Here is a 16,802-nt window from a genome sequence, read left to right on the forward strand (position 1 = left end):
TGCTAGAGGAAATCCCCCATGAGCGTTCGCGTCGGCATTGTCATGGACCCTATCGCCAGCATTTCCTATAAAAAGGACAGCTCGCTGGCCATGCTCCTGGCCGCCCAGGCCCGCGGCTGGAGCCTGTTCTATATGGAGCAGCGCGACCTTTACCAGGGCGACGGCGAGGCCCGTGCACGCATGCGCCCGCTGCAGGTGTTTGCCAACCCCGAGAAGTGGTTCGAACTGCAGGACGAAATCGACAGCCCCCTGAGCGACCTCGACGTGATCCTGATGCGCAAGGACCCGCCGTTCGACATGGAGTTCGTCTACTCCACCTACCTGCTGGAGCAGGCCGAGCGTGCCGGCGTGCTGATCGTCAACAAGCCGCAAAGCCTGCGCGACTGCAATGAAAAGCTGTTCGCCACGTTGTTCCCGCAGTGCACACCGCCCACCGTGGTCAGCCGTCGCGCCGACGTGCTGCGTGAATTTGCCGCCAAACACGGTGATGTGATCCTCAAGCCGCTGGACGGCATGGGTGGCACCTCGATCTTCCGTCACCGCGCCGGCGACCCGAACCTGTCGGTGATCCTCGAAACCCTGACCGCCCTGGGCACCCAGCAGATCATGGGCCAGGCCTACCTGCCGGCCATCAAGGACGGCGACAAACGCATCCTGATGATCGACGGCGAGCCGGTGGATTACTGCCTGGCGCGTATTCCGGCGGCGGGCGAGACCCGTGGCAACCTGGCAGCCGGTGGTCGTGGCGAAGCGCGGCCGTTGTCCGACAAGGACCGCTGGATCGCCAGCCAGGTTGGCCCGACCCTGCGGGAAAAGGGTTTGCTGTTTGTCGGCCTTGACGTGATTGGTGAAAACCTCACCGAAATCAACGTCACCAGCCCGACCTGCATTCGCGAGATCGACAACGCATTTGGCACGAACATCGGCGAAATGTTGATGGCCGCCATCGAACGCAAGCTGCACGCCAAGTGATATAGAACAGCCGGACACACACCAACATTGCGCTATCATGCCCGACCTGTGAAACGCGCGATGTTGGTTTTTTTGTCATGACACTCCCGTCCGATCTGCCCTCCGAACTCTCCCACAGCGGCGTGCGCCCGGCTGATCGGCTCGGATTTACCCTGTTTCTCGCGGCATTGATTCACCTGGCCTTGATCCTCGGCGTGGGTTTCACCATGGTCGAGCCCAAGCAGATCACCAAGACCCTGGAAATCACCCTCGCCACGTTCAAGAGTGAAAAGAAGCCCGAGAAGGCGGACTTTCTCGCCCAGGACAACCAGCAGGGCAGTGGCACCCTGGACAAGAAGGCGATCCCCAAGACCACCGAAGTGGCGCCCTTCCAGGACAACAAGGTCAATAAGGTCACACCGCCGCCGGCGCCCAAGCCTGAAGTCAAACAGGCCACGCCCAAGCCCACGGTGACCACCGTCGCACCCAAGCCGCAAAAAGCCCCAGTCCAGCGCGAGAAAACCAAGACCGAGCCGCAACCCGAGCCCGTGAAGCCGGCGCCGACGTTCGACAGTTCGACACTGTCCGACGAAATTTCCAGCCTGGAGGCCGAACTGGCCCATGAACAACAGCTTTACGCCAAGCGACCACGCATTTACCGCTTGAACGCCGCTTCGACCATGCGCGACAAGGGTGCCTGGTATAAGGACGAGTGGCGTAAGAAGGTCGAGCGCATCGGTAACCTCAACTACCCGGAAGAGGCTCGGCGCCAGCAGATCTACGGCAATTTGCGTCTTTTGGTGTCGATCAACCGCGACGGCACCTTATATGAAGTGCAGGTGCTGGAATCGTCCGGTCAGCCGCTGCTGGACCAGGCCGCCCAACGCATCGTGCGCCTGGCCGCGCCCTTTGCCCCGTTTACCGGGGACTTGAACGATGTGGACCGCCTGGAAATCATCCGCACCTGGAAGTTTGCCAAGGGTGATCGCCTTTCCAGCAACTGAACGCGCCGTCCTACAGAAAAGCCGACAGCACTGTATTCGGGTCACGTCCAGCTTGTCAGTTCGCCCCTCCAACGCCACACTAGCGGACATGAAAAATGTCAGCCCGACCTACCTCAAGCACCAATTCCTGATCGCCATGCCCCATATGGCCGACCCGAACTTTGCGCAGACCTTGACCTACATCGTCGAGCACACGGCCAATGGTGCCATGGGGCTGGTGGTGAACCGCCCACAGGCGCTGAACCTGGCCGACATCCTTGAACAACTGCGCCCGGAGGTCGACCCACCGGCCCGTTGCCAGGGCGTGCCGATCTACATCGGCGGGCCGGTGCAGACCGATCGCGGCTTTGTGCTGCACCCCACCGGGCCGAAGTTCCAGGCCACGGTGGACCTGGACGGAGTCTCGCTGTCCACCTCCCAGGACGTGTTGTTCGCCATCGCCGACGGCGTGGGCCCTGAGCAAAGTGTGATCACCCTGGGTTACGCCGGCTGGGAAGCCGGGCAGCTGGAAGCCGAACTGGCCAGCAATGCCTGGCTGACCTGCCCGTTCGATGCCGACATCCTGTTCAACACCGCAAGCGAACTGCGCCTGGAAGCCGCCGCGGCCAAGCTGCGGGTCAACCTCAGCCTGCTGACCAGCCAGGCGGGGCACGCCTGATGGCCTTGCGTCTGATCCTCGGCTTTGACTACGGCACCAAGCAGATCGGCGTAGCGGTCGGCCAGGTCATCACCGGCCAGGCCCGCGAGCTGTGCACCCTCAAGGCCCAGAACGGCATACCGGACTGGAACCAGGTCGAAGCCCTGATCAAAGAGTGGAAGCCCGATGCCGTAGTGGTCGGCCTGCCCCTGAACATGGACGGCACCCCCAGCGACATGTGCCTGCGCGCCGAAAAGTTCGCCCGCCGTCTTAACGGCCGCTACAACCTGCCCTTCTATACCCACGATGAACGCCTGACCACCTTTGAAGCCAAGGGCGAGCGCCGTGACCGTGGCGGCCAGAAAGGCAGCTACCGCGACAACCCGGTGGACGCCATCGCCGCCGCCTTGCTGTTACAGGGCTGGCTGGACGAAAACACTGCTTTATTTGAATCCTGACTGACGCGGCTTGCCGCGTCTTCTTACGTTTGAGCCCGGACCTTGTCGTCGCCCCCGCCGCGCAAGGCCTTGAAGGAGCCACCATGAGTCTGCCAAAACCCGCCGAACTGATCCGCCAGATGGCGGTTAGCCTCAAGACGCACCTGGAACACCGTGGCATCAGCGAACCGCGCTTTATTGGCATTCGCACCGGTGGTGTGTGGGTCGCCCAAGCGTTGCTGGACGAACTGGGCAGCGACTCACCCTTGGGTACCCTGGACGTGTCCTTCTACCGCGACGACTTCAGCCAGAACGGCCTGCACCCGCAAGTGCGCCCGTCCGCCCTGCCGTTCGAGATTGAAGGCCAGCACCTGGTGCTGATCGACGACGTGCTGATGAGCGGCCGTACCATCCGCGCCGCCATGAATGAATTGTTCGATTACGGGCGCCCGGCCAGCATCACCCTGGTCTGCCTGCTGGACCTGGACGCAGGCGAACTGCCCATCAGCCCGGACGTGGTTGGCGCCACGCTGTCCCTTGAGGCCAGCCAGCGAGTAAAATTGTCCGGTCCCACGCCGCTCGAACTCGAACTGCAAGACCTTGCCCTTTAAACCGCCTTGTAAAGAGTCCCCGCGATGACGCCTCTAGATGCCAAGCGCCCGCTGCAGCTCAATGCTCAGGGCCAGTTGCAACACTTCTTGTCCCTCGACGGTTTGCCCCGCGAACTGCTCACCGAAATCCTCGACACCGCCGACTCGTTCCTCGAGGTTGGCGGCCGGGCGGTGAAGAAAGTCCCGTTGCTGCGCGGCAAGACCATCTGCAACGTGTTCTTCGAGAACTCCACCCGTACACGCACCACCTTTGAACTGGCGGCCCAACGGCTGTCGGCCGACGTGATCACGCTGAACGTGTCCACCTCGTCGGCGAGCAAGGGCGAGACCCTGCTCGACACCCTGCGCAACCTGGAAGCGATGGCCGCCGACATGTTCGTGGTGCGCCACGGCGACTCCGGTGCCGCCCACTTCATTGCCGAGCACGTGTGCCCGCAGGTGGCGATCATCAACGGCGGCGACGGCCGTCACGCCCACCCGACCCAGGGCATGCTCGACATGCTCACCATACGTCGGCACAAGGGCAGCTTTGAAAACCTCTCGGTGGCCATCGTCGGCGACATCCTGCACTCGCGGGTGGCACGCTCGAACATGCTGGCCCTGAAAACCCTGGGTTGCCCGGACATCCGCGTGATCGCACCGAAAACCCTCTTGCCCATCGGCATCGAGCAATACGGCGTGAAGGTCTACACCGACATGACCGAAGGCCTCAAGGATGTGGACGTGGTGATCATGCTGCGCCTGCAACGCGAACGCATGTCGGGTGGCCTGCTGCCGAGCGAAGGCGAGTTCTACCGCCTGTTCGGCCTGACCACCGCACGCCTGGCCGGCGCCAAGCCGGACGCCATCGTGATGCACCCGGGGCCGATCAACCGAGGCGTGGAGATTGAGTCGGCGGTGGCCGACGGCAGCCAGTCGGTGATTCTCAACCAGGTCACGTATGGCATCGCCGTGCGCATGGCGGTGTTGTCCATGGCCATGAGCGGACAAACCGCGCAACGTCAATTCGAGCAGGAGAAGGCCCAGTGAAGCTCAGCATTCTCGGCGCCCGAGTCATCGATCCGGCCAGCGGCCTGGATCAGGTTACCGATCTGCACCTGGAGGCCGGCCGGATCATCGCCATCGGTGCCGCGCCCGGTGCTTTCAGCCCCAGCGAGACCATCGACGCCAAAGGCCTGGTGGCCGCGCCCGGCCTGGTGGACCTGAACGTCGCCCTGCGCGAGCCGGGCTTCAGCCGCAAAGGCAATATCACCAGTGAGACCCGCGCGGCCGCAGCCGGTGGCGTCACCAGCCTGTGCTGCCCACCGCACACCAAACCGGTGCTCGACACGTCGGCCGTGACCGAGCTGATCCTCGACCGCGCCCGTGAGGCCGGCAATTGCAAAGTGTTCCCCATCGGCGCCCTGAGCAAAGGCCTGGAGGGCGAACAACTTGCCGAACTGATCGCCCTGCGCGATGCCGGTTGCGTGGCGTTCGGCAACGGCCTGGAGAGTTTCCGCAGCACCCGTACCCTTTGCCGCGCTCTGGAATACGCGGCCACCTTCGACTTGACGGTGATCTTCCACTCCCAGGACCGCGACCTGGCTGAAGGCGGCCTGGCCCATGAAGGTGCGGTCGCCAGCTTCCTCGGCTTGCCGGGCATTCCGGAAACCGCTGAAACCGTAGCCCTGGCCCGTGACCTGCTGCTGGTGGAACAAAGCGGCGTGCGTGCGCACTTCAGCCAACTGACCAGCGCCCGGGGCGTGGCCCTGATCGCCCAGGCCCAGGCCCGTGGCCTGCCGGTGACGGCAGACGTGGCGTTGTATCAGTTGCTGCTGACGGATGAGGCGCTGATCGACTTCTCCAGCCTTTACCACGTGCAACCGCCGCTGCGCACATTGGCCGATCGTGACGGTTTGCGTGCGGCAGTCAAATCCGGTGTGATCTCGGCGATTTCCAGCCACCACCAGCCCCATGAGCGCGATGCCAAGCTGGCGCCGTTCGGCGCGACAGAGCCGGGCATCAGCAGCGTGGAGCTGTTGCTGCCGCTGGCGATGACATTGGTGGAAGACGGTTTGCTGGACCTGCCGACACTGCTGGCGCGCCTGAGTGCAGGCCCGGCCGAGGCCTTGCGCCTGCCGGCGGGCAAGCTGGCGGTGGGGTCGGCGGCGGATCTGGTGCTGTTTGACCCGGCCGGCTCCACGGTTGCGGGCGAGCACTGGCTGTCCAAGGGTGAGAACTGCCCGTTCATCGGCCATAGCCTGCCGGCGAGCGTGCGCTACACCTTGGTGGATGGGCGCATCAGCTATCAGGCTTGAGCCATTAAAACCTGTAGGAGCGAGCAAGCTCGCTCCTACAGGTTATTTATGATCTACCGGCCGCCGTTGCGCTCGGCATTGCGGATCGAAACCTGGGTATTCAACGTCCAGAAGTCATACAGCACCCCCACCAGGAACAACCCGCCGGTCAGCAGGTAGATCAGGCCAGTGATCCATTTGCCCTGGTACATGCGGTGCACGCCGAACACCCCCAGAAACGCCAACAGAATCCACGCCACGTTGTATTCAATAGGCCCAGCGGTAAAACGCAGGTCCGCTTCACGGTCCATGGCCGGAATCAGGAACAGGTCGATCAGCCAGCCGATCCCCAGCAAGCCGAGGGTGAAAAACCAGATCGTTCCAGTGACCGGTTTGCCGTAATAGAAACGATGGGCACCGGTAAACCCGAAAATCCAGAGCAGGTAACCGATCACCTTGCTGTGGGTGTCTTGCTGCGGACCAACCTGTTGATAGGTGTTCATGGCGTACCTCTTTTGCTTCGATAGATAAATTTTTTCAGTTTCTTTGTGACTTTTTTACAGGCGCCCGACGTACGGCAAATGGTATCTTCCCTCCCCTGAAAGCCTTATGCCACCTGACTTGTGTAGGACAATCGCGGCGAATCGTCGCGTTTTTCCTCAGTTTGACCCCAAGGTTCAGTCGACAAACGGCCTGAGAACGACACAAAAAGCTGTTATAAAGTTGCGCGCAAACCCATAAGAGCCACGCCTAATGCGACCATTTTTAAAGACATGGCTAACCATTTGCCTATTAATGCCACTGGCCGCCCACGCCACCAATCGTGAGCAACGACTTCCGAACGTCAACGGTTTCACCCCTAAAGTCCACAGCGCGCCCAGCACTGCCAAATCGGCAAAGCCGACCGTCAGCCGCCCGACTCAACTGAGCAAGGCCCACGGTAAAGCAGTTCCAGGCCTGATGGCAGTCAACACCAAGCAAAGCAGCACCGTCCTGAGCCGCGCCGTAAACGTGCTCGGCACTCCTTATCGTTGGGGCGGCAGCAGCCCAAGTAAAGGGTTCGACTGCAGCGGCCTGGTGAAATATGCGTTTAACGACGTAGCGGCCGTGGATCTGCCGCGCACCTCCAACGCCATGGCCGCCGGTCACGGGCAGAAGGTTGAGCGCAAGGACCTGAAACCGGGTGACCTGTTGTTCTTCAAACTGAAGAGCCGCCAGGTGAACCACGTAGCCATCTACCTGGGCAACGACCGCTTCATCCACGCACCGCGTCGTGGCAAGTCGGTCAGCATCGACACGCTGAAAAAGCCGTTCTGGGACAAGAACTACGTGATTGCCAAGCGGGTTCTGCCGAAAGAGCAGAACACCTTGCGGGTAGTACAACGCTGATCTGAAGCTGGAATGCAGTAGTACATGTGGGAGGGGGCTTGCTCCCGATAGCAGTGGGCCAGGTACAGATAAGCTGACTGATCCACCGCTATCGGGAGCAAGCCCCCTCCCACATTCGATTTGTGTCGTCCACAACCCCTCAGATATCCCCAGGCACCCTCGCCTTCTCCCGCGCCTCTTCCCGGCTGATCACGCCTTCCGTGACCAACGCCTTCAAGCTCATATCCAACGTTTTCATACCCAGCGCACCGCCGGTCTGAATCGCCGAGACCATCTGCGCCACTTTGTCCTCGCGGATCAAATTTCGAATGGCCGGCGTGCCCAGCATGATCTCATGGGCCGCCACCCGCCCGCCGCCAACCTTCTTGACCAGCACCTGGGACACCACCGCCTGCAACGACTCCGACAGCATCGAGCGGACCATGGCCTTTTCCCCCGCCGGGAACACGTCCACCAGCCTGTCCACGGTCTTCGCCGCCGAGGTGGTGTGCAGGGTGCCAAATACCAGATGCCCGGTCTCAGCCGCCGTCAGGGCCAGGCGGATGGTTTCCAGGTCGCGCAGTTCGCCCACCAGGATCACGTCGGGGTCTTCGCGCAGCGCCGAACGCAAGGCCAGCGAGAAACTGTGGGTGTCGCGATGCACCTGGCGCTGGTTGATCAGGGCGGTTTTCGGCGTGTGGATAAACTCGATGGGGTCTTCCAGCGTGAGGATGTGCTGGCGCCGATGCTGATTGAGGTAATCGATCATCGCCGCCAGGGTAGTGGACTTGCCGGAGCCCGTGGGGCCCGTCACCAACACCAGGCCACGCGGCAACTGGGCAATACGCCGGAACACCTCCCCCAGACCGAGGTTTTCCAGGCTCTGGACCTCGGCCGGGATGGTGCGAAACACCGCGCCCATGCCGCGATCCTGCTGGAATACGTTCGCCCGGAACCGCGCCACGCCCGGCAACTCGAAGGCAAAATCCGTTTCAAGAGATGTTTCGAAATCCTTTTGTTGGTAGCGGTTGAGCAACGGGCTCAATAAATCTGCCACTTGCGGGGGTGAAAGCACTGGCCAATCCAACGGCCAGACTTCGCCATCAATGCGCAGCATGGGTGCCACACCGGCCGACAAATGCAGGTCGGAAGCGCCGCGACGCACGCCCGCCTCCAGTAATTCAGTGATATCCATAGGGCTTTCCATTTCCAGTAGAATGCCGCGGACTCCATATCCACGGGCGCATCTTGAATGTCGACGATAGCAGACAACATCGGCCAGGTTAGCCAGCGCATCCGCGCCGCAGCCGACGCCGTGCAACGTGACGCAAACAGCATCCACCTGCTGGCCGTGAGCAAGACCAAACCCGCCCAAGCCGTGCGTGAAGCCTATGCCGCCGGGGTGCGTGATTTTGGCGAAAACTACCTGCAGGAAGCCCTGGGCAAGCAGGCCGAATTAACCGACCTGCCCTTGAGTTGGCACTTCATCGGCCCCATTCAATCGAACAAGACTCGCGCCATCGCCGAGCACTTCGCCTGGGTGCATTCCGTGGACCGCCTCAAAATTGCACAACGCCTGTCCGAGCAACGCCCGGCCGACCTGCCACCGCTGAATATCTGCATCCAGGTCAATGTCAGTGGCGAAGCCAGCAAATCCGGCTGCACCCCCGCCGACCTGCCGGCCCTGGCCAACGCCATCAGCGCCCTGCCGCGCTTGAAGCTGCGGGGTCTGATGGCGATTCCCGAGCCGACGGAAGATCGGGCCGAACAAGACGCCGCGTTCGCCAGCGTGCGCGACCTGCAAAACAGCCTGAACCTGCCGCTCGACACACTTTCCATGGGCATGAGTCACGACCTTGAGTCGGCCATCGCCCAAGGCGCCACCTGGGTGCGGATCGGTACCGCCCTGTTTGGCGCCCGCGACTACGGCCAGCCATGAAATGGCTGACATCCATCTAAGTAAGGACCTGTCATGAGCAACACGCGTATTGCCTTTATCGGCGCCGGCAACATGGCGGCCAGCCTGATCGGCGGCCTGCGGGCCAAGGGCCTGGAAGCGGCACAGATCCGCGCCAGCGACCCGGGCGCCGAGACCCGTGCCCGCGTCAGCGCCGAGCACGGTATCGAAACCTTCGCCGATAACGCCGAAGCCATCCAAGGTGTCGATGTGATCGTGCTGGCGGTCAAGCCACAGGCCATGAAGGCCGTGTGCGAAAGCCTGCGCCCAAGCCTGCAGCCGCACCAACTGGTGGTGTCGATCGCTGCCGGCATCACCTGCGCCAGCATGAACAACTGGCTCGGTGCCCAGCCGATCGTACGTTGCATGCCCAACACCCCGGCGCTGCTGCGCCAGGGCGTGAGCGGTTTGTACGCCACCCACGAGGTGACCGCCGAGCAACGTGACCAGGCCCAGGAACTGCTGTCCGCCGTGGGCATCGCCCTGTGGCTGGAACAGGAGCAGCAACTGGACGCGGTCACCGCCGTGTCGGGCAGCGGCCCGGCTTACTTCTTCCTACTGATCGAGGCCATGACCGCCGCCGGCGTGAAACTGGGCCTGCCACAGCAAGTCGCCGAGCAACTGGCCGAGCAAACCGCCCTGGGCGCCGCGAAAATGGCTGTCTCCAGTGAAGTGGACGCTGCCGAGTTGCGCCGCCGCGTCACCTCCCCCGGCGGCACCACGCAGGCTGCCATCGAATCGTTCCAGGCCGGGGGCTTTGAAGCCCTGGTGGAAAAAGCACTGGGTGCCGCAGCACATCGTTCGGCTGAAATGGCCGAGCAGCTGGGCAAATAGTCGTACCCCTACGAAGGAATAAATGATGCTTGGACTCAATGACGCCGTCATCTTCATCATCCAGACCTTGGGCAGCCTGTACCTGCTGATCGTGCTGATGCGTTTTATCCTGCAACTGGTGCGGGCGAACTTCTACAACCCGCTGTGCCAATTCGTGGTGAAGGCCACCCAACCGCTGCTCAAGCCCCTGCGTCGAGTGGTCCCGAGCATGTTCGGCCTGGACATGTCGTCGCTGGTGCTGGCATTGCTGCTGCAGATCCTGCTGTTCGCGCTGGTCCTGATGCTCAAGGGCTACCTGCCTTACACCGTGCTGCTGTTGCCATGGGCACTGATCGGGATCTTCTCGTTGTTTTTGAAGATCATCTTCTGGTCGATGATCATCAGCGTGATCCTGTCCTGGGTCGCACCGGGTAGCCGCAGCCCAGGTGCCGAGCTGGTGTCTCAGATCACCGAGCCGGTGCTCGCGCCGTTCCGTCGCTGGGTGCCCAACCTCGGCGGCCTGGATATTTCGCCGATCTTCGCGTTTATCGCGATCCAGCTGATACAAGGCTGGGGCATCCCGTACCTGGCTGACTTCGCGAACATGCCCAAGTTACTGTTCGGGCTGATCTGACAGGCGAAGCAAATGCAGGAGGGGCGGTGCGACGATTCGACCGGCCCCCTCCCACATTTGGCCTTTGCTTGCCGCTGGGTGCATCGGTCTTTAGACTTACGCCTCATTTAAACGAGAGCAGGGTCGATGCCAGCTGCCTTCCCCCCCGATTCTGTTGGACTGGTCGTGCCCCAAGTGGCGCACTTCAGCGAACCGCTGGCCTTGGCCTGCGGCCGTTCGTTGCCCGCCTACGACCTGATCTATGAAACCTACGGCCAACTGAACGCCACGGCGAGCAACGCCGTGCTGATCTGCCACGCCCTCTCCGGCCATCATCACGCCGCTGGTTTCCACAGCGTTGACGAGCGCAAGCCTGGCTGGTGGGACAGTTGCATCGGCCCCGGCAAGCCCATCGACACCAATAAGTTCTTTGTCGTCAGCCTGAACAACCTCGGCGGCTGCAATGGCTCCACCGGCCCTAGCAGCCTCAACCCGGAAACCGGCAAGCCGTTCGGCGCCGACTTCCCGGTGCTCACCGTGGAAGACTGGGTGCACAGCCAGGCTCGCCTCGCCGACCTGTTGGGCATCCGGCAATGGGCCGCGGTGATCGGCGGCAGCCTGGGCGGCATGCAGGCCCTGCAATGGACCATCACGTATCCGGATCGCGTGCGCCATTGCCTGGCCATCGCCTCGGCGCCCAAATTGTCGGCACAGAACATCGCCTTCAACGAAGTAGCACGCCAGGCCATCCTCACCGACCCCGAGTTCCACGGCGGTTCGTTCCAGGAAGCCGGTGTGATCCCCAAGCGCGGCTTGATGCTGGCGCGAATGGTCGGGCACATCACCTACCTGTCCGATGACTCCATGGGCGAGAAATTCGGCCGTGGCCTCAAGAGCGAGAAGCTCAACTATGACTTCCACAGCGTCGAGTTCCAGGTGGAAAGCTACCTGCGTTATCAGGGCGAGGAGTTCTCCGGGCGTTTCGACGCCAACACCTACCTGCTGATGACCAAGGCCCTGGACTACTTCGACCCGGCAGCCAACCACGACGATGACCTGGCGAAAACCTTCGAGGGCGCCACGGCCAAGTTCTGCGTCATGTCGTTCACCACCGACTGGCGCTTCTCGCCGGCCCGCTCCCGAGAGCTGGTGGATGCGCTGATGGCGGCCAAGAAAGACGTCTGCTACCTGGAGATCGATGCACCGCAAGGCCATGACGCCTTCCTGATTCCGATCCCGCGCTACCTCCAGGCTTTCAGCAACTACATGAACCGCATTACTTTGTGAGAACGCCATGAGAGCCGACCTGGACATCATCCAAGACTGGATCCCCGCCGGCAGCCGCGTGCTCGACCTGGGCTGCGGCGATGGCGAACTGCTGAGCTGGCTGCGCGACAACAAGCAAGTCACCGGCTACGGCCTGGAAAACGACCCGGACAACATCGCCCAGTGCGTGGCCAAGGGCATCAACGTGATCGAGCAGGACCTGGACAAGGGCCTGGGCAACTTCGCCAGCAACAGCTTCGATATCGTGGTGATGACCCAGGCCCTGCAAGCGGTGCACTACCCGGACCGTATCCTCGACGAAATGCTGCGCGTGGGCCGGCAGTGCATCATCACCTTCCCCAACTTCGGGCACTGGCGCTGCCGCTGGTACCTGGCGACCAAGGGCCGCATGCCGGTCTCGGATTTCCTGCCGTACACCTGGTACAACACGCCGAACATCCACTTCTGCACCTTCGAAGACTTCGAAGCCCTGTGTGGCGAGCGTGAAGCCAAGGTGATCAACCGCCTGGCCGTCGATCAACAGCATCGTCACGGCTGGGCAAGCAAGCTATGGCCCAATCTGTTGGGCGAAATTGGTATCTATCGGGTCAGCAGCCCTGGCCTGACGGATCACAAGATTGCCGTCTAATCATTTTCAAGAGGGACGATCATGAGTCGCTTGGCTATTTTTCTACTGACTGCATGCCTGGGCGCCAGCGCCATGGCGGCGGACACTATCGACGCTAATCGCAAGAAAGACTTCGGTGATATCACCGTTCATTACAACACCTTCACCTCCAGCTTCCTGCAGCCGGAAACCGCCCAGAAAGTCGGCGTGGTGCGCAGCAAGAAGAAGGGCTTGATCAATGTGACCGTGATCAAGGGCGTAACCCCGGTGGCAGCGCAGGTGACAGGCACCATCAAGGACCTGGGCGGCAAGAGCGAGATCCTGACGTTCAAGCAAATCGACGAGAAAGGCGGGATCAATTACCTCGCGCCGTACTCCGTGACACAGCGTGAATACAAGACGTTTACCATCAATGTTGAAACCGGCGGCAAAGCCCATAGCTTCCAATTCAACCAGGAACTGTTTCCGGCGGAATGATGAACCTTACTCAACTCGTATTGGCCAGCCATAACGCCGGCAAGCTCAAAGAACTCCAGGCCATGCTCGGCGAGTCCGTGCAACTGCGCTCGATTGGCGAGTTCAGCCAGGTCGAACCCGAAGAGACCGGCCTGTCGTTCGTCGAGAACGCCATCCTCAAGGCGCGCAATGCCGCACGTATCTCGGGCCTCCCGGCGCTGGCGGACGACTCTGGCCTGGCGGTGGACTTCCTCGGCGGCGCGCCGGGTATCTATTCGGCGCGTTATGCCGACGGCAAGGGCGACGCGGCCAACAACGCCAAGCTGCTGGACGCGCTCAAGGACGTGCCGGACGCGATGCGCGGCGCGCAGTTCGTCTGTGTGCTGGCTTTGGTGCGGCATGCCGATGACCCGCTGCCGATCCTCTGCGAAGGCCTGTGGCACGGGCGCATCCTGCACGCTGCCAGCGGTGAGCACGGTTTTGGCTATGACCCGCTGTTCTGGGTGCCGGAGCGCAATGTCTCCAGTGCCGAATTGAGCCCGGCCGACAAGAACCAGATCAGCCACCGCGCCCGCGCAATGGATTTGCTGCGCCAGCGCCTGGGCTTGAAATGACCCGGAACACCTCCGCGCAGCCGCTGATCCACGGTGGCGCGCAAACACCACGGGCGGCCATGCCGGTGCTGCCGCCCCTGGCGCTGTATATCCACATCCCGTGGTGCGTGCGCAAATGCCCTTACTGCGACTTCAACTCCCACACCGCCAGCAAGGTGCTGCCGGAAGAAGAGTATGTGGACGCCTTGCTGGCCGACCTCGATCAGGACCTGCACGCGGTGTATGGGCGCGAACTGAGTTCGATCTTCTTCGGCGGCGGCACGCCAAGCCTGTTCAGCGCTGCGGCGCTGGGCCAATTGCTCAAAGGCGTGGAAGCACGCATCCCGTTTGCCGGTGACATCGAGATCACCCTGGAAGCCAACCCCGGCACGTTCGAGCAAGAGAAGTTCATCGCCTACCGCGCGCTGGGGATCAACCGGCTGTCCATCGGCATCCAGAGCTTCCAGCAGGAAAAGCTTGAGGCCCTGGGCCGCATCCACAACGGCGACGAAGCCGTACGCGCCGCCGGGATGGCGCGCCAGGCCGGGTTCGACAACTTCAACCTGGACCTGATGCACGGCTTGCCCGATCAGTCCCTGGACGATGCGTTGAGTGACCTGCGCCAGGCCATCGCGCTCAAACCCACACACCTGTCCTGGTACCAGTTGACCCTGGAACCCAACACCGTGTTCTGGAACCAGCCGCCCGCGCTGCCGGAAGACGACACCCTGTGGGACATCCAGGAAGCCGGCCAGGCGCTGCTGGCCGAGCACGGTTACGCACAATACGAAGTGTCGGCCTACGCCCAGCCAGGGCGCCCGGCGCGACATAACCTCAACTACTGGAGCTTCGGCGACTTTATCGGCATCGGCGCCGGGGCCCACGGCAAGCTCAGCCATCCGGACGGACGCATTGTGCGCACCTGGAAGACCCGCGCGCCGAAGGACTACCTCAACCCGGCCAAAAGCTTCCAGGCCGGGGCGAAGGAGCTGACCAACGAAGAGTTGCCGTTCGAGTTCCTGATGAACGCCCTGCGCCTCACCGAGGGCGTCGACGCCACGCTCTATGCCGAGCGCACCGGCCTCGACCTGGCGAGCCTCGACGAGGCGCGGCGCGAGGCAGAACAAAGTGGCTTAATGCAGGTCGAACCGTCACGCCTGGCGGCCACCGATCGCGGGCAACTCTTTCTCAATGACCTGTTGCAGAAGTTTTTGAGCTGATCGCTCTAAGGAAATCGAATGGATCTGGTACTCGACCTGCTCGCCACCGTATCCCGCTGGAGCCGCAGCAACCTGTCGGAAATCTCCCTGGCCCTTGTGGGCTGTTTGCTGGTGCTGTTTGGCGCCGACATCAAGGGCTGGGTCGAAGCACGCCTGGGCAGCGTTGCCGGCGCGTTGCGCGTACCGTTGATGGCCCTGCTGTGCATGATCGGCAGCGGTGCGGCGCTGATCTATGCGACGCCGTGGATTGTGCGGGGGTTGAGCCAGTTCAATAACTACAGCCTGGCGCCGGTGTTGGTGGTGGTGCTGGTGCTGATTGGCGTCGTCGCCGATCGCCGCTGACCTCAAATCCAACACAAAACAACTGTGGGATGGGGCTTGCCCCCTCCCACATTGAATTGCATTTAAAGTCAGTGGCGAGTTACGCCAGCTTCTCGAACTTCAAATCCCAAACCCCATGCCCCAACCGCTCACCACGCCGCTCGAACTTGGTGATCGGGCGTTCGGCCGGGCGTGGTACGCATTTGCCGTCTTGCGCCAGGTTGCGGTAGCCAGGGGCAACGTCCATCACTTCCAGCATGTATTCGGCATAGGGTTCCCAGTCGGTAGCCATATGCAGGATACCGCCGACTTTCAGCTTGCTGCGCACCAGTTCCGCGAAAGAAGCCTGGACGATGCGGCGCTTATGGTGACGGCTCTTGTGCCATGGATCGGGGAAGAACAGCATCAGGCGGTCGAGGCTGTTGTCGGCGATGCAGCGGTTGAGCACTTCGATCGCGTCGCAGTCATAGACCCGCAGGTTGGTCAGGCCTTGAGTCAACACGCCATTCAGCAGCGCACCGACACCTGGGCGGTGGACTTCCACGCCGATGAAATCCTGTTCCGGCGAGGCTGCGGCCATTTCCAGCAGGGAGTGGCCCATGCCGAAACCGATTTCCAGGGAACGCGGGGCCGAACGGCCGAACACCTGGTCATAGTCCACCGGCGCATCGGCCAGGGGCAGGACGAACAGCGGCGTACCTTGCTCCAGGCCCTTTTGCTGGCCCTCGGTCATGCGGCCGGCGCGCATCACAAAACTCTTGATGCGGCGGTGCTTGGACTCGTCGCCTTCTTCCACGGTGTTCGGCGTTTCGTTTGATTCAGTCATCAATGGCTCTTACTTGATCAGACCATCCAGCGGCGAAGAGGCGCTGGCGTAGAGTTTTTTTTGCATGCGCCCGGCGAGGTAGGCCAGGCGGCCGGCGACGATGGCGTGTTTCATGGCTTCGGCCATCAGCACCGGTTGCTGCGCGTGAGCGATGGCCGAGTTCATCAGCACCGCTTCACAGCCCAGTTCCATGGCGATGGTGGCGTCGGAGGCGGTACCGACACCGGCGTCCACCAAGACCGGGATCTTGGCTTCTTCGAGGATGATCTGCAGGTTGTACGGATTGCAGATACCCAGCCCGGAACCGATCAGGCCGGCCAGCGGCATCACGGCGATACAGCCGATTTCGGCCAGTTGGCGGGCGATGATCGGGTCATCGCTGGTGTAGACCATCACGTCAAAACCTTCCTTGACCAGGGTTTCTGCGGCCTTGAGGGTTTCGATCACGTTGGGGAACAGGGTTTTCTGGTCGGCCAGCACTTCCAGCTTGACCAGGTTGTGGCCGTCGAGCAGTTCACGGGCCAGGCGGCAGGTGCGCACGGCTTCGATGGCGTCGTAGCACCCTGCGGTGTTCGGCAGGAAGGTGTAGCGATCCGGCGACAGCACGTCGAGCAGGTTCGGTTCGCCTTCGATCTGGCCGAGGTTGGTGCGGCGCACGGCGAAGGTCACGATCTCGGCGCCCGAGGCTTCGATGGCCTGGCGGGTTTCTTCCATGTCGCGGTACTTGCCGGTGCCGACCAGCAGACGGGACTGGTAGGTACGACCGGCCAGAACGAAGGGCTTGTCGCTACGAACGATGCTCATGGGAAATCCTCGAAATGGGGT

21 protein-coding genes are annotated in these 16,802 nt (G+C 62.1%); 17 read left to right on the plus strand and 4 right to left on the minus strand.

The window, feature by feature from the left end:
• The first annotated feature begins 18 nt into the window (after positions 1–18).
• The 7 genes from gshB to NIBR502773_RS13400 all read left to right on the plus strand — a co-directional run bounded on the left by gshB (position 19) and on the right by NIBR502773_RS13400 (position 5,937).
• On the plus strand, positions 19–972 hold the full coding sequence (gene gshB / locus NIBR502773_RS13370) for a glutathione synthase (RefSeq protein WP_141156222.1): 954 nt from the start codon (positions 19–21) through the stop codon (positions 970–972).
• Between the two features lie 77 nt (positions 973–1,049).
• Entirely contained in the window at positions 1,050–1,955 is a 906-nt protein-coding gene (locus NIBR502773_RS13375) for an energy transducer TonB (protein WP_027606083.1), read from the plus strand.
• A gap of 88 nt (positions 1,956–2,043) precedes the next feature.
• Positions 2,044–2,613 (plus strand): YqgE/AlgH family protein, encoded by a 570-nt coding sequence (locus NIBR502773_RS13380; protein ID WP_027606084.1) that lies wholly within the window; start codon positions 2,044–2,046, stop codon positions 2,611–2,613.
• Positions 2,613–3,050 (plus strand): Holliday junction resolvase RuvX, encoded by a 438-nt coding sequence (gene ruvX, locus NIBR502773_RS13385; protein ID WP_005792259.1) that lies wholly within the window; start codon positions 2,613–2,615, stop codon positions 3,048–3,050. Before NIBR502773_RS13380 ends, ruvX begins: the two co-directional genes overlap by 1 nt.
• Before the next feature lie 83 nt (positions 3,051–3,133).
• Positions 3,134–3,640 (plus strand): bifunctional pyr operon transcriptional regulator/uracil phosphoribosyltransferase PyrR, encoded by a 507-nt coding sequence (gene pyrR / locus NIBR502773_RS13390; RefSeq protein ID WP_141156223.1) that lies wholly within the window; start codon positions 3,134–3,136, stop codon positions 3,638–3,640.
• 24 nt (positions 3,641–3,664) lie between these two features.
• A complete protein-coding gene (locus NIBR502773_RS13395) occupies positions 3,665–4,669 on the plus strand; it encodes an aspartate carbamoyltransferase catalytic subunit (RefSeq protein WP_027606086.1) in 1,005 nt (334 codons plus the stop codon).
• Entirely contained in the window at positions 4,666–5,937 is a 1,272-nt protein-coding gene (locus NIBR502773_RS13400) for a dihydroorotase (RefSeq protein WP_141156224.1), read from the plus strand. Before NIBR502773_RS13395 ends, NIBR502773_RS13400 begins: the two co-directional genes overlap by 4 nt.
• Before the next feature lie 53 nt (positions 5,938–5,990).
• Here NIBR502773_RS13400 and NIBR502773_RS13405 read toward each other — a convergent pair whose 3' ends face one another.
• On the minus strand, positions 5,991–6,419 hold the full coding sequence (locus NIBR502773_RS13405; protein WP_027606088.1) for a TM2 domain-containing protein: 429 nt from the start codon (positions 6,417–6,419) through the stop codon (positions 5,991–5,993).
• A gap of 250 nt (positions 6,420–6,669) precedes the next feature.
• Here NIBR502773_RS13405 and NIBR502773_RS13410 point away from each other — a divergent pair, with 250 nt between their 5' ends.
• Positions 6,670–7,305, plus strand: a complete 636-nt coding sequence (locus tag NIBR502773_RS13410) for a C40 family peptidase (protein ID WP_065938120.1) — start codon at positions 6,670–6,672, stop codon at positions 7,303–7,305.
• 139 nt (positions 7,306–7,444) lie between these two features.
• On the opposite strand, the gene NIBR502773_RS13415 is transcribed toward NIBR502773_RS13410, so the two are convergent.
• Positions 7,445–8,479 carry a type IV pilus twitching motility protein PilT gene (locus NIBR502773_RS13415; protein ID WP_065938119.1) on the minus strand — a complete coding sequence of 345 codons (1,035 nt, stop codon included), beginning with the start codon at positions 8,477–8,479 and terminating at the stop codon, positions 7,445–7,447.
• A 57-nt stretch (positions 8,480–8,536) separates the two neighbouring features.
• On the opposite strand from NIBR502773_RS13415, the gene NIBR502773_RS13420 reads away from it, so the two are divergent.
• The 9 genes from NIBR502773_RS13420 (at position 8,537) to NIBR502773_RS13460 (ending at position 15,172) form a co-directional block, all read left to right on the plus strand.
• Complete coding sequence (locus NIBR502773_RS13420; RefSeq protein ID WP_141156225.1) at positions 8,537–9,223, plus strand: YggS family pyridoxal phosphate-dependent enzyme; 687 nt, start codon at positions 8,537–8,539, stop codon at positions 9,221–9,223.
• A gap of 33 nt (positions 9,224–9,256) precedes the next feature.
• Positions 9,257–10,075: a pyrroline-5-carboxylate reductase gene (gene proC, locus NIBR502773_RS13425; protein ID WP_027606092.1), complete on the plus strand. Its 819-nt coding sequence runs from the start codon at positions 9,257–9,259 to the stop codon at positions 10,073–10,075.
• A gap of 25 nt (positions 10,076–10,100) precedes the next feature.
• Positions 10,101–10,688, plus strand: a complete 588-nt coding sequence (locus NIBR502773_RS13430) for a YggT family protein (RefSeq protein WP_065938117.1) — start codon at positions 10,101–10,103, stop codon at positions 10,686–10,688.
• Positions 10,689–10,814: 126 nt separating this feature from the next.
• Entirely contained in the window at positions 10,815–11,954 is a 1,140-nt protein-coding gene (locus NIBR502773_RS13435; protein ID WP_115485575.1) for a homoserine O-acetyltransferase, read from the plus strand.
• Between the two features lie 7 nt (positions 11,955–11,961).
• Positions 11,962–12,582, plus strand: coding sequence for a methionine biosynthesis protein MetW (metW, locus tag NIBR502773_RS13440; protein WP_017735309.1), 621 nt, complete (start codon positions 11,962–11,964; stop codon positions 12,580–12,582).
• Positions 12,583–12,603: 21 nt separating this feature from the next.
• Entirely contained in the window at positions 12,604–13,038 is a 435-nt protein-coding gene (locus NIBR502773_RS13445; protein WP_141156226.1) for a DUF4426 domain-containing protein, read from the plus strand.
• Complete coding sequence (rdgB, locus tag NIBR502773_RS13450) at positions 13,035–13,631, plus strand: RdgB/HAM1 family non-canonical purine NTP pyrophosphatase (protein WP_027606096.1); 597 nt, start codon at positions 13,035–13,037, stop codon at positions 13,629–13,631. Before NIBR502773_RS13445 ends, rdgB begins: the two co-directional genes overlap by 4 nt.
• A 59-nt stretch (positions 13,632–13,690) precedes the next feature.
• On the plus strand, positions 13,691–14,830 hold the full coding sequence (hemW, locus tag NIBR502773_RS13455) for a radical SAM family heme chaperone HemW (RefSeq protein WP_218938957.1): 1,140 nt from the start codon (positions 13,691–13,693) through the stop codon (positions 14,828–14,830).
• An 18-nt stretch (positions 14,831–14,848) separates the two neighbouring features.
• Positions 14,849–15,172 carry a DUF3392 domain-containing protein gene (locus NIBR502773_RS13460; protein ID WP_010207241.1) on the plus strand — a complete coding sequence of 108 codons (324 nt, stop codon included), beginning with the start codon at positions 14,849–14,851 and terminating at the stop codon, positions 15,170–15,172.
• Between the two features lie 79 nt (positions 15,173–15,251).
• Here NIBR502773_RS13460 and trmB read toward each other — a convergent pair whose 3' ends face one another.
• The gene (trmB, locus tag NIBR502773_RS13465; protein WP_027606098.1) at positions 15,252–15,977 is read right to left on the minus strand and encodes a tRNA (guanosine(46)-N7)-methyltransferase TrmB; all 726 of its coding nucleotides are present in this window, start codon (positions 15,975–15,977) and stop codon (positions 15,252–15,254) included.
• A gap of 9 nt (positions 15,978–15,986) precedes the next feature.
• Positions 15,987–16,781, minus strand: a complete 795-nt coding sequence (locus NIBR502773_RS13470; RefSeq protein WP_065938113.1) for a thiazole synthase — start codon at positions 16,779–16,781, stop codon at positions 15,987–15,989.
• Between the last annotated feature and the right edge of the window lie 21 nt (positions 16,782–16,802).

Source organism: Pseudomonas sp. NIBRBAC000502773, assembly GCF_006517195.1.
In the GTDB taxonomy this organism is placed as follows: Bacteria; Pseudomonadota; Gammaproteobacteria; order Pseudomonadales; family Pseudomonadaceae; genus Aquipseudomonas; species Aquipseudomonas marginalis.

Excerpts from the sequence above, each read along its gene's own strand:
- gshB (WP_141156222.1), top strand. The coding sequence starts at position 19 with ATGAGCGTTCGCGTCGGCATTGTCATGGACCCTATCGCCAGCATTTCC.
- NIBR502773_RS13375 (WP_027606083.1), top strand. The coding sequence starts at position 1,050 with ATGACACTCCCGTCCGATCTGCCCTCCGAACTCTCCCACAGCGGCGTG.
- NIBR502773_RS13380 (WP_027606084.1), top strand. The coding sequence starts at position 2,044 with ATGAAAAATGTCAGCCCGACCTACCTCAAGCACCAATTCCTGATCGCC.
- ruvX (WP_005792259.1), top strand. The coding sequence starts at position 2,613 with ATGGCCTTGCGTCTGATCCTCGGCTTTGACTACGGCACCAAGCAGATC.
- pyrR (WP_141156223.1), top strand. The coding sequence starts at position 3,134 with ATGAGTCTGCCAAAACCCGCCGAACTGATCCGCCAGATGGCGGTTAGC.
- NIBR502773_RS13395 (WP_027606086.1), top strand. The coding sequence starts at position 3,665 with ATGACGCCTCTAGATGCCAAGCGCCCGCTGCAGCTCAATGCTCAGGGC.
- NIBR502773_RS13405 (WP_027606088.1), bottom strand. The coding sequence starts at position 6,419 with ATGAACACCTATCAACAGGTTGGTCCGCAGCAAGACACCCACAGCAAG.
- NIBR502773_RS13410 (WP_065938120.1), top strand. The coding sequence starts at position 6,670 with ATGCGACCATTTTTAAAGACATGGCTAACCATTTGCCTATTAATGCCA.
- NIBR502773_RS13415 (WP_065938119.1), bottom strand. The coding sequence starts at position 8,479 with ATGGATATCACTGAATTACTGGAGGCGGGCGTGCGTCGCGGCGCTTCC.
- NIBR502773_RS13420 (WP_141156225.1), top strand. The coding sequence starts at position 8,537 with ATGTCGACGATAGCAGACAACATCGGCCAGGTTAGCCAGCGCATCCGC.
- proC (WP_027606092.1), top strand. The coding sequence starts at position 9,257 with ATGAGCAACACGCGTATTGCCTTTATCGGCGCCGGCAACATGGCGGCC.
- NIBR502773_RS13430 (WP_065938117.1), top strand. The coding sequence starts at position 10,101 with ATGCTTGGACTCAATGACGCCGTCATCTTCATCATCCAGACCTTGGGC.
- NIBR502773_RS13435 (WP_115485575.1), top strand. The coding sequence starts at position 10,815 with ATGCCAGCTGCCTTCCCCCCCGATTCTGTTGGACTGGTCGTGCCCCAA.
- metW (WP_017735309.1), top strand. The coding sequence starts at position 11,962 with ATGAGAGCCGACCTGGACATCATCCAAGACTGGATCCCCGCCGGCAGC.
- NIBR502773_RS13445 (WP_141156226.1), top strand. The coding sequence starts at position 12,604 with ATGAGTCGCTTGGCTATTTTTCTACTGACTGCATGCCTGGGCGCCAGC.
- rdgB (WP_027606096.1), top strand. The coding sequence starts at position 13,035 with ATGATGAACCTTACTCAACTCGTATTGGCCAGCCATAACGCCGGCAAG.
- hemW (WP_218938957.1), top strand. The coding sequence starts at position 13,691 with ATGCCGGTGCTGCCGCCCCTGGCGCTGTATATCCACATCCCGTGGTGC.
- NIBR502773_RS13460 (WP_010207241.1), top strand. The coding sequence starts at position 14,849 with ATGGATCTGGTACTCGACCTGCTCGCCACCGTATCCCGCTGGAGCCGC.
- trmB (WP_027606098.1), bottom strand. The coding sequence starts at position 15,977 with ATGACTGAATCAAACGAAACGCCGAACACCGTGGAAGAAGGCGACGAG.
- NIBR502773_RS13470 (WP_065938113.1), bottom strand. The coding sequence starts at position 16,781 with ATGAGCATCGTTCGTAGCGACAAGCCCTTCGTTCTGGCCGGTCGTACC.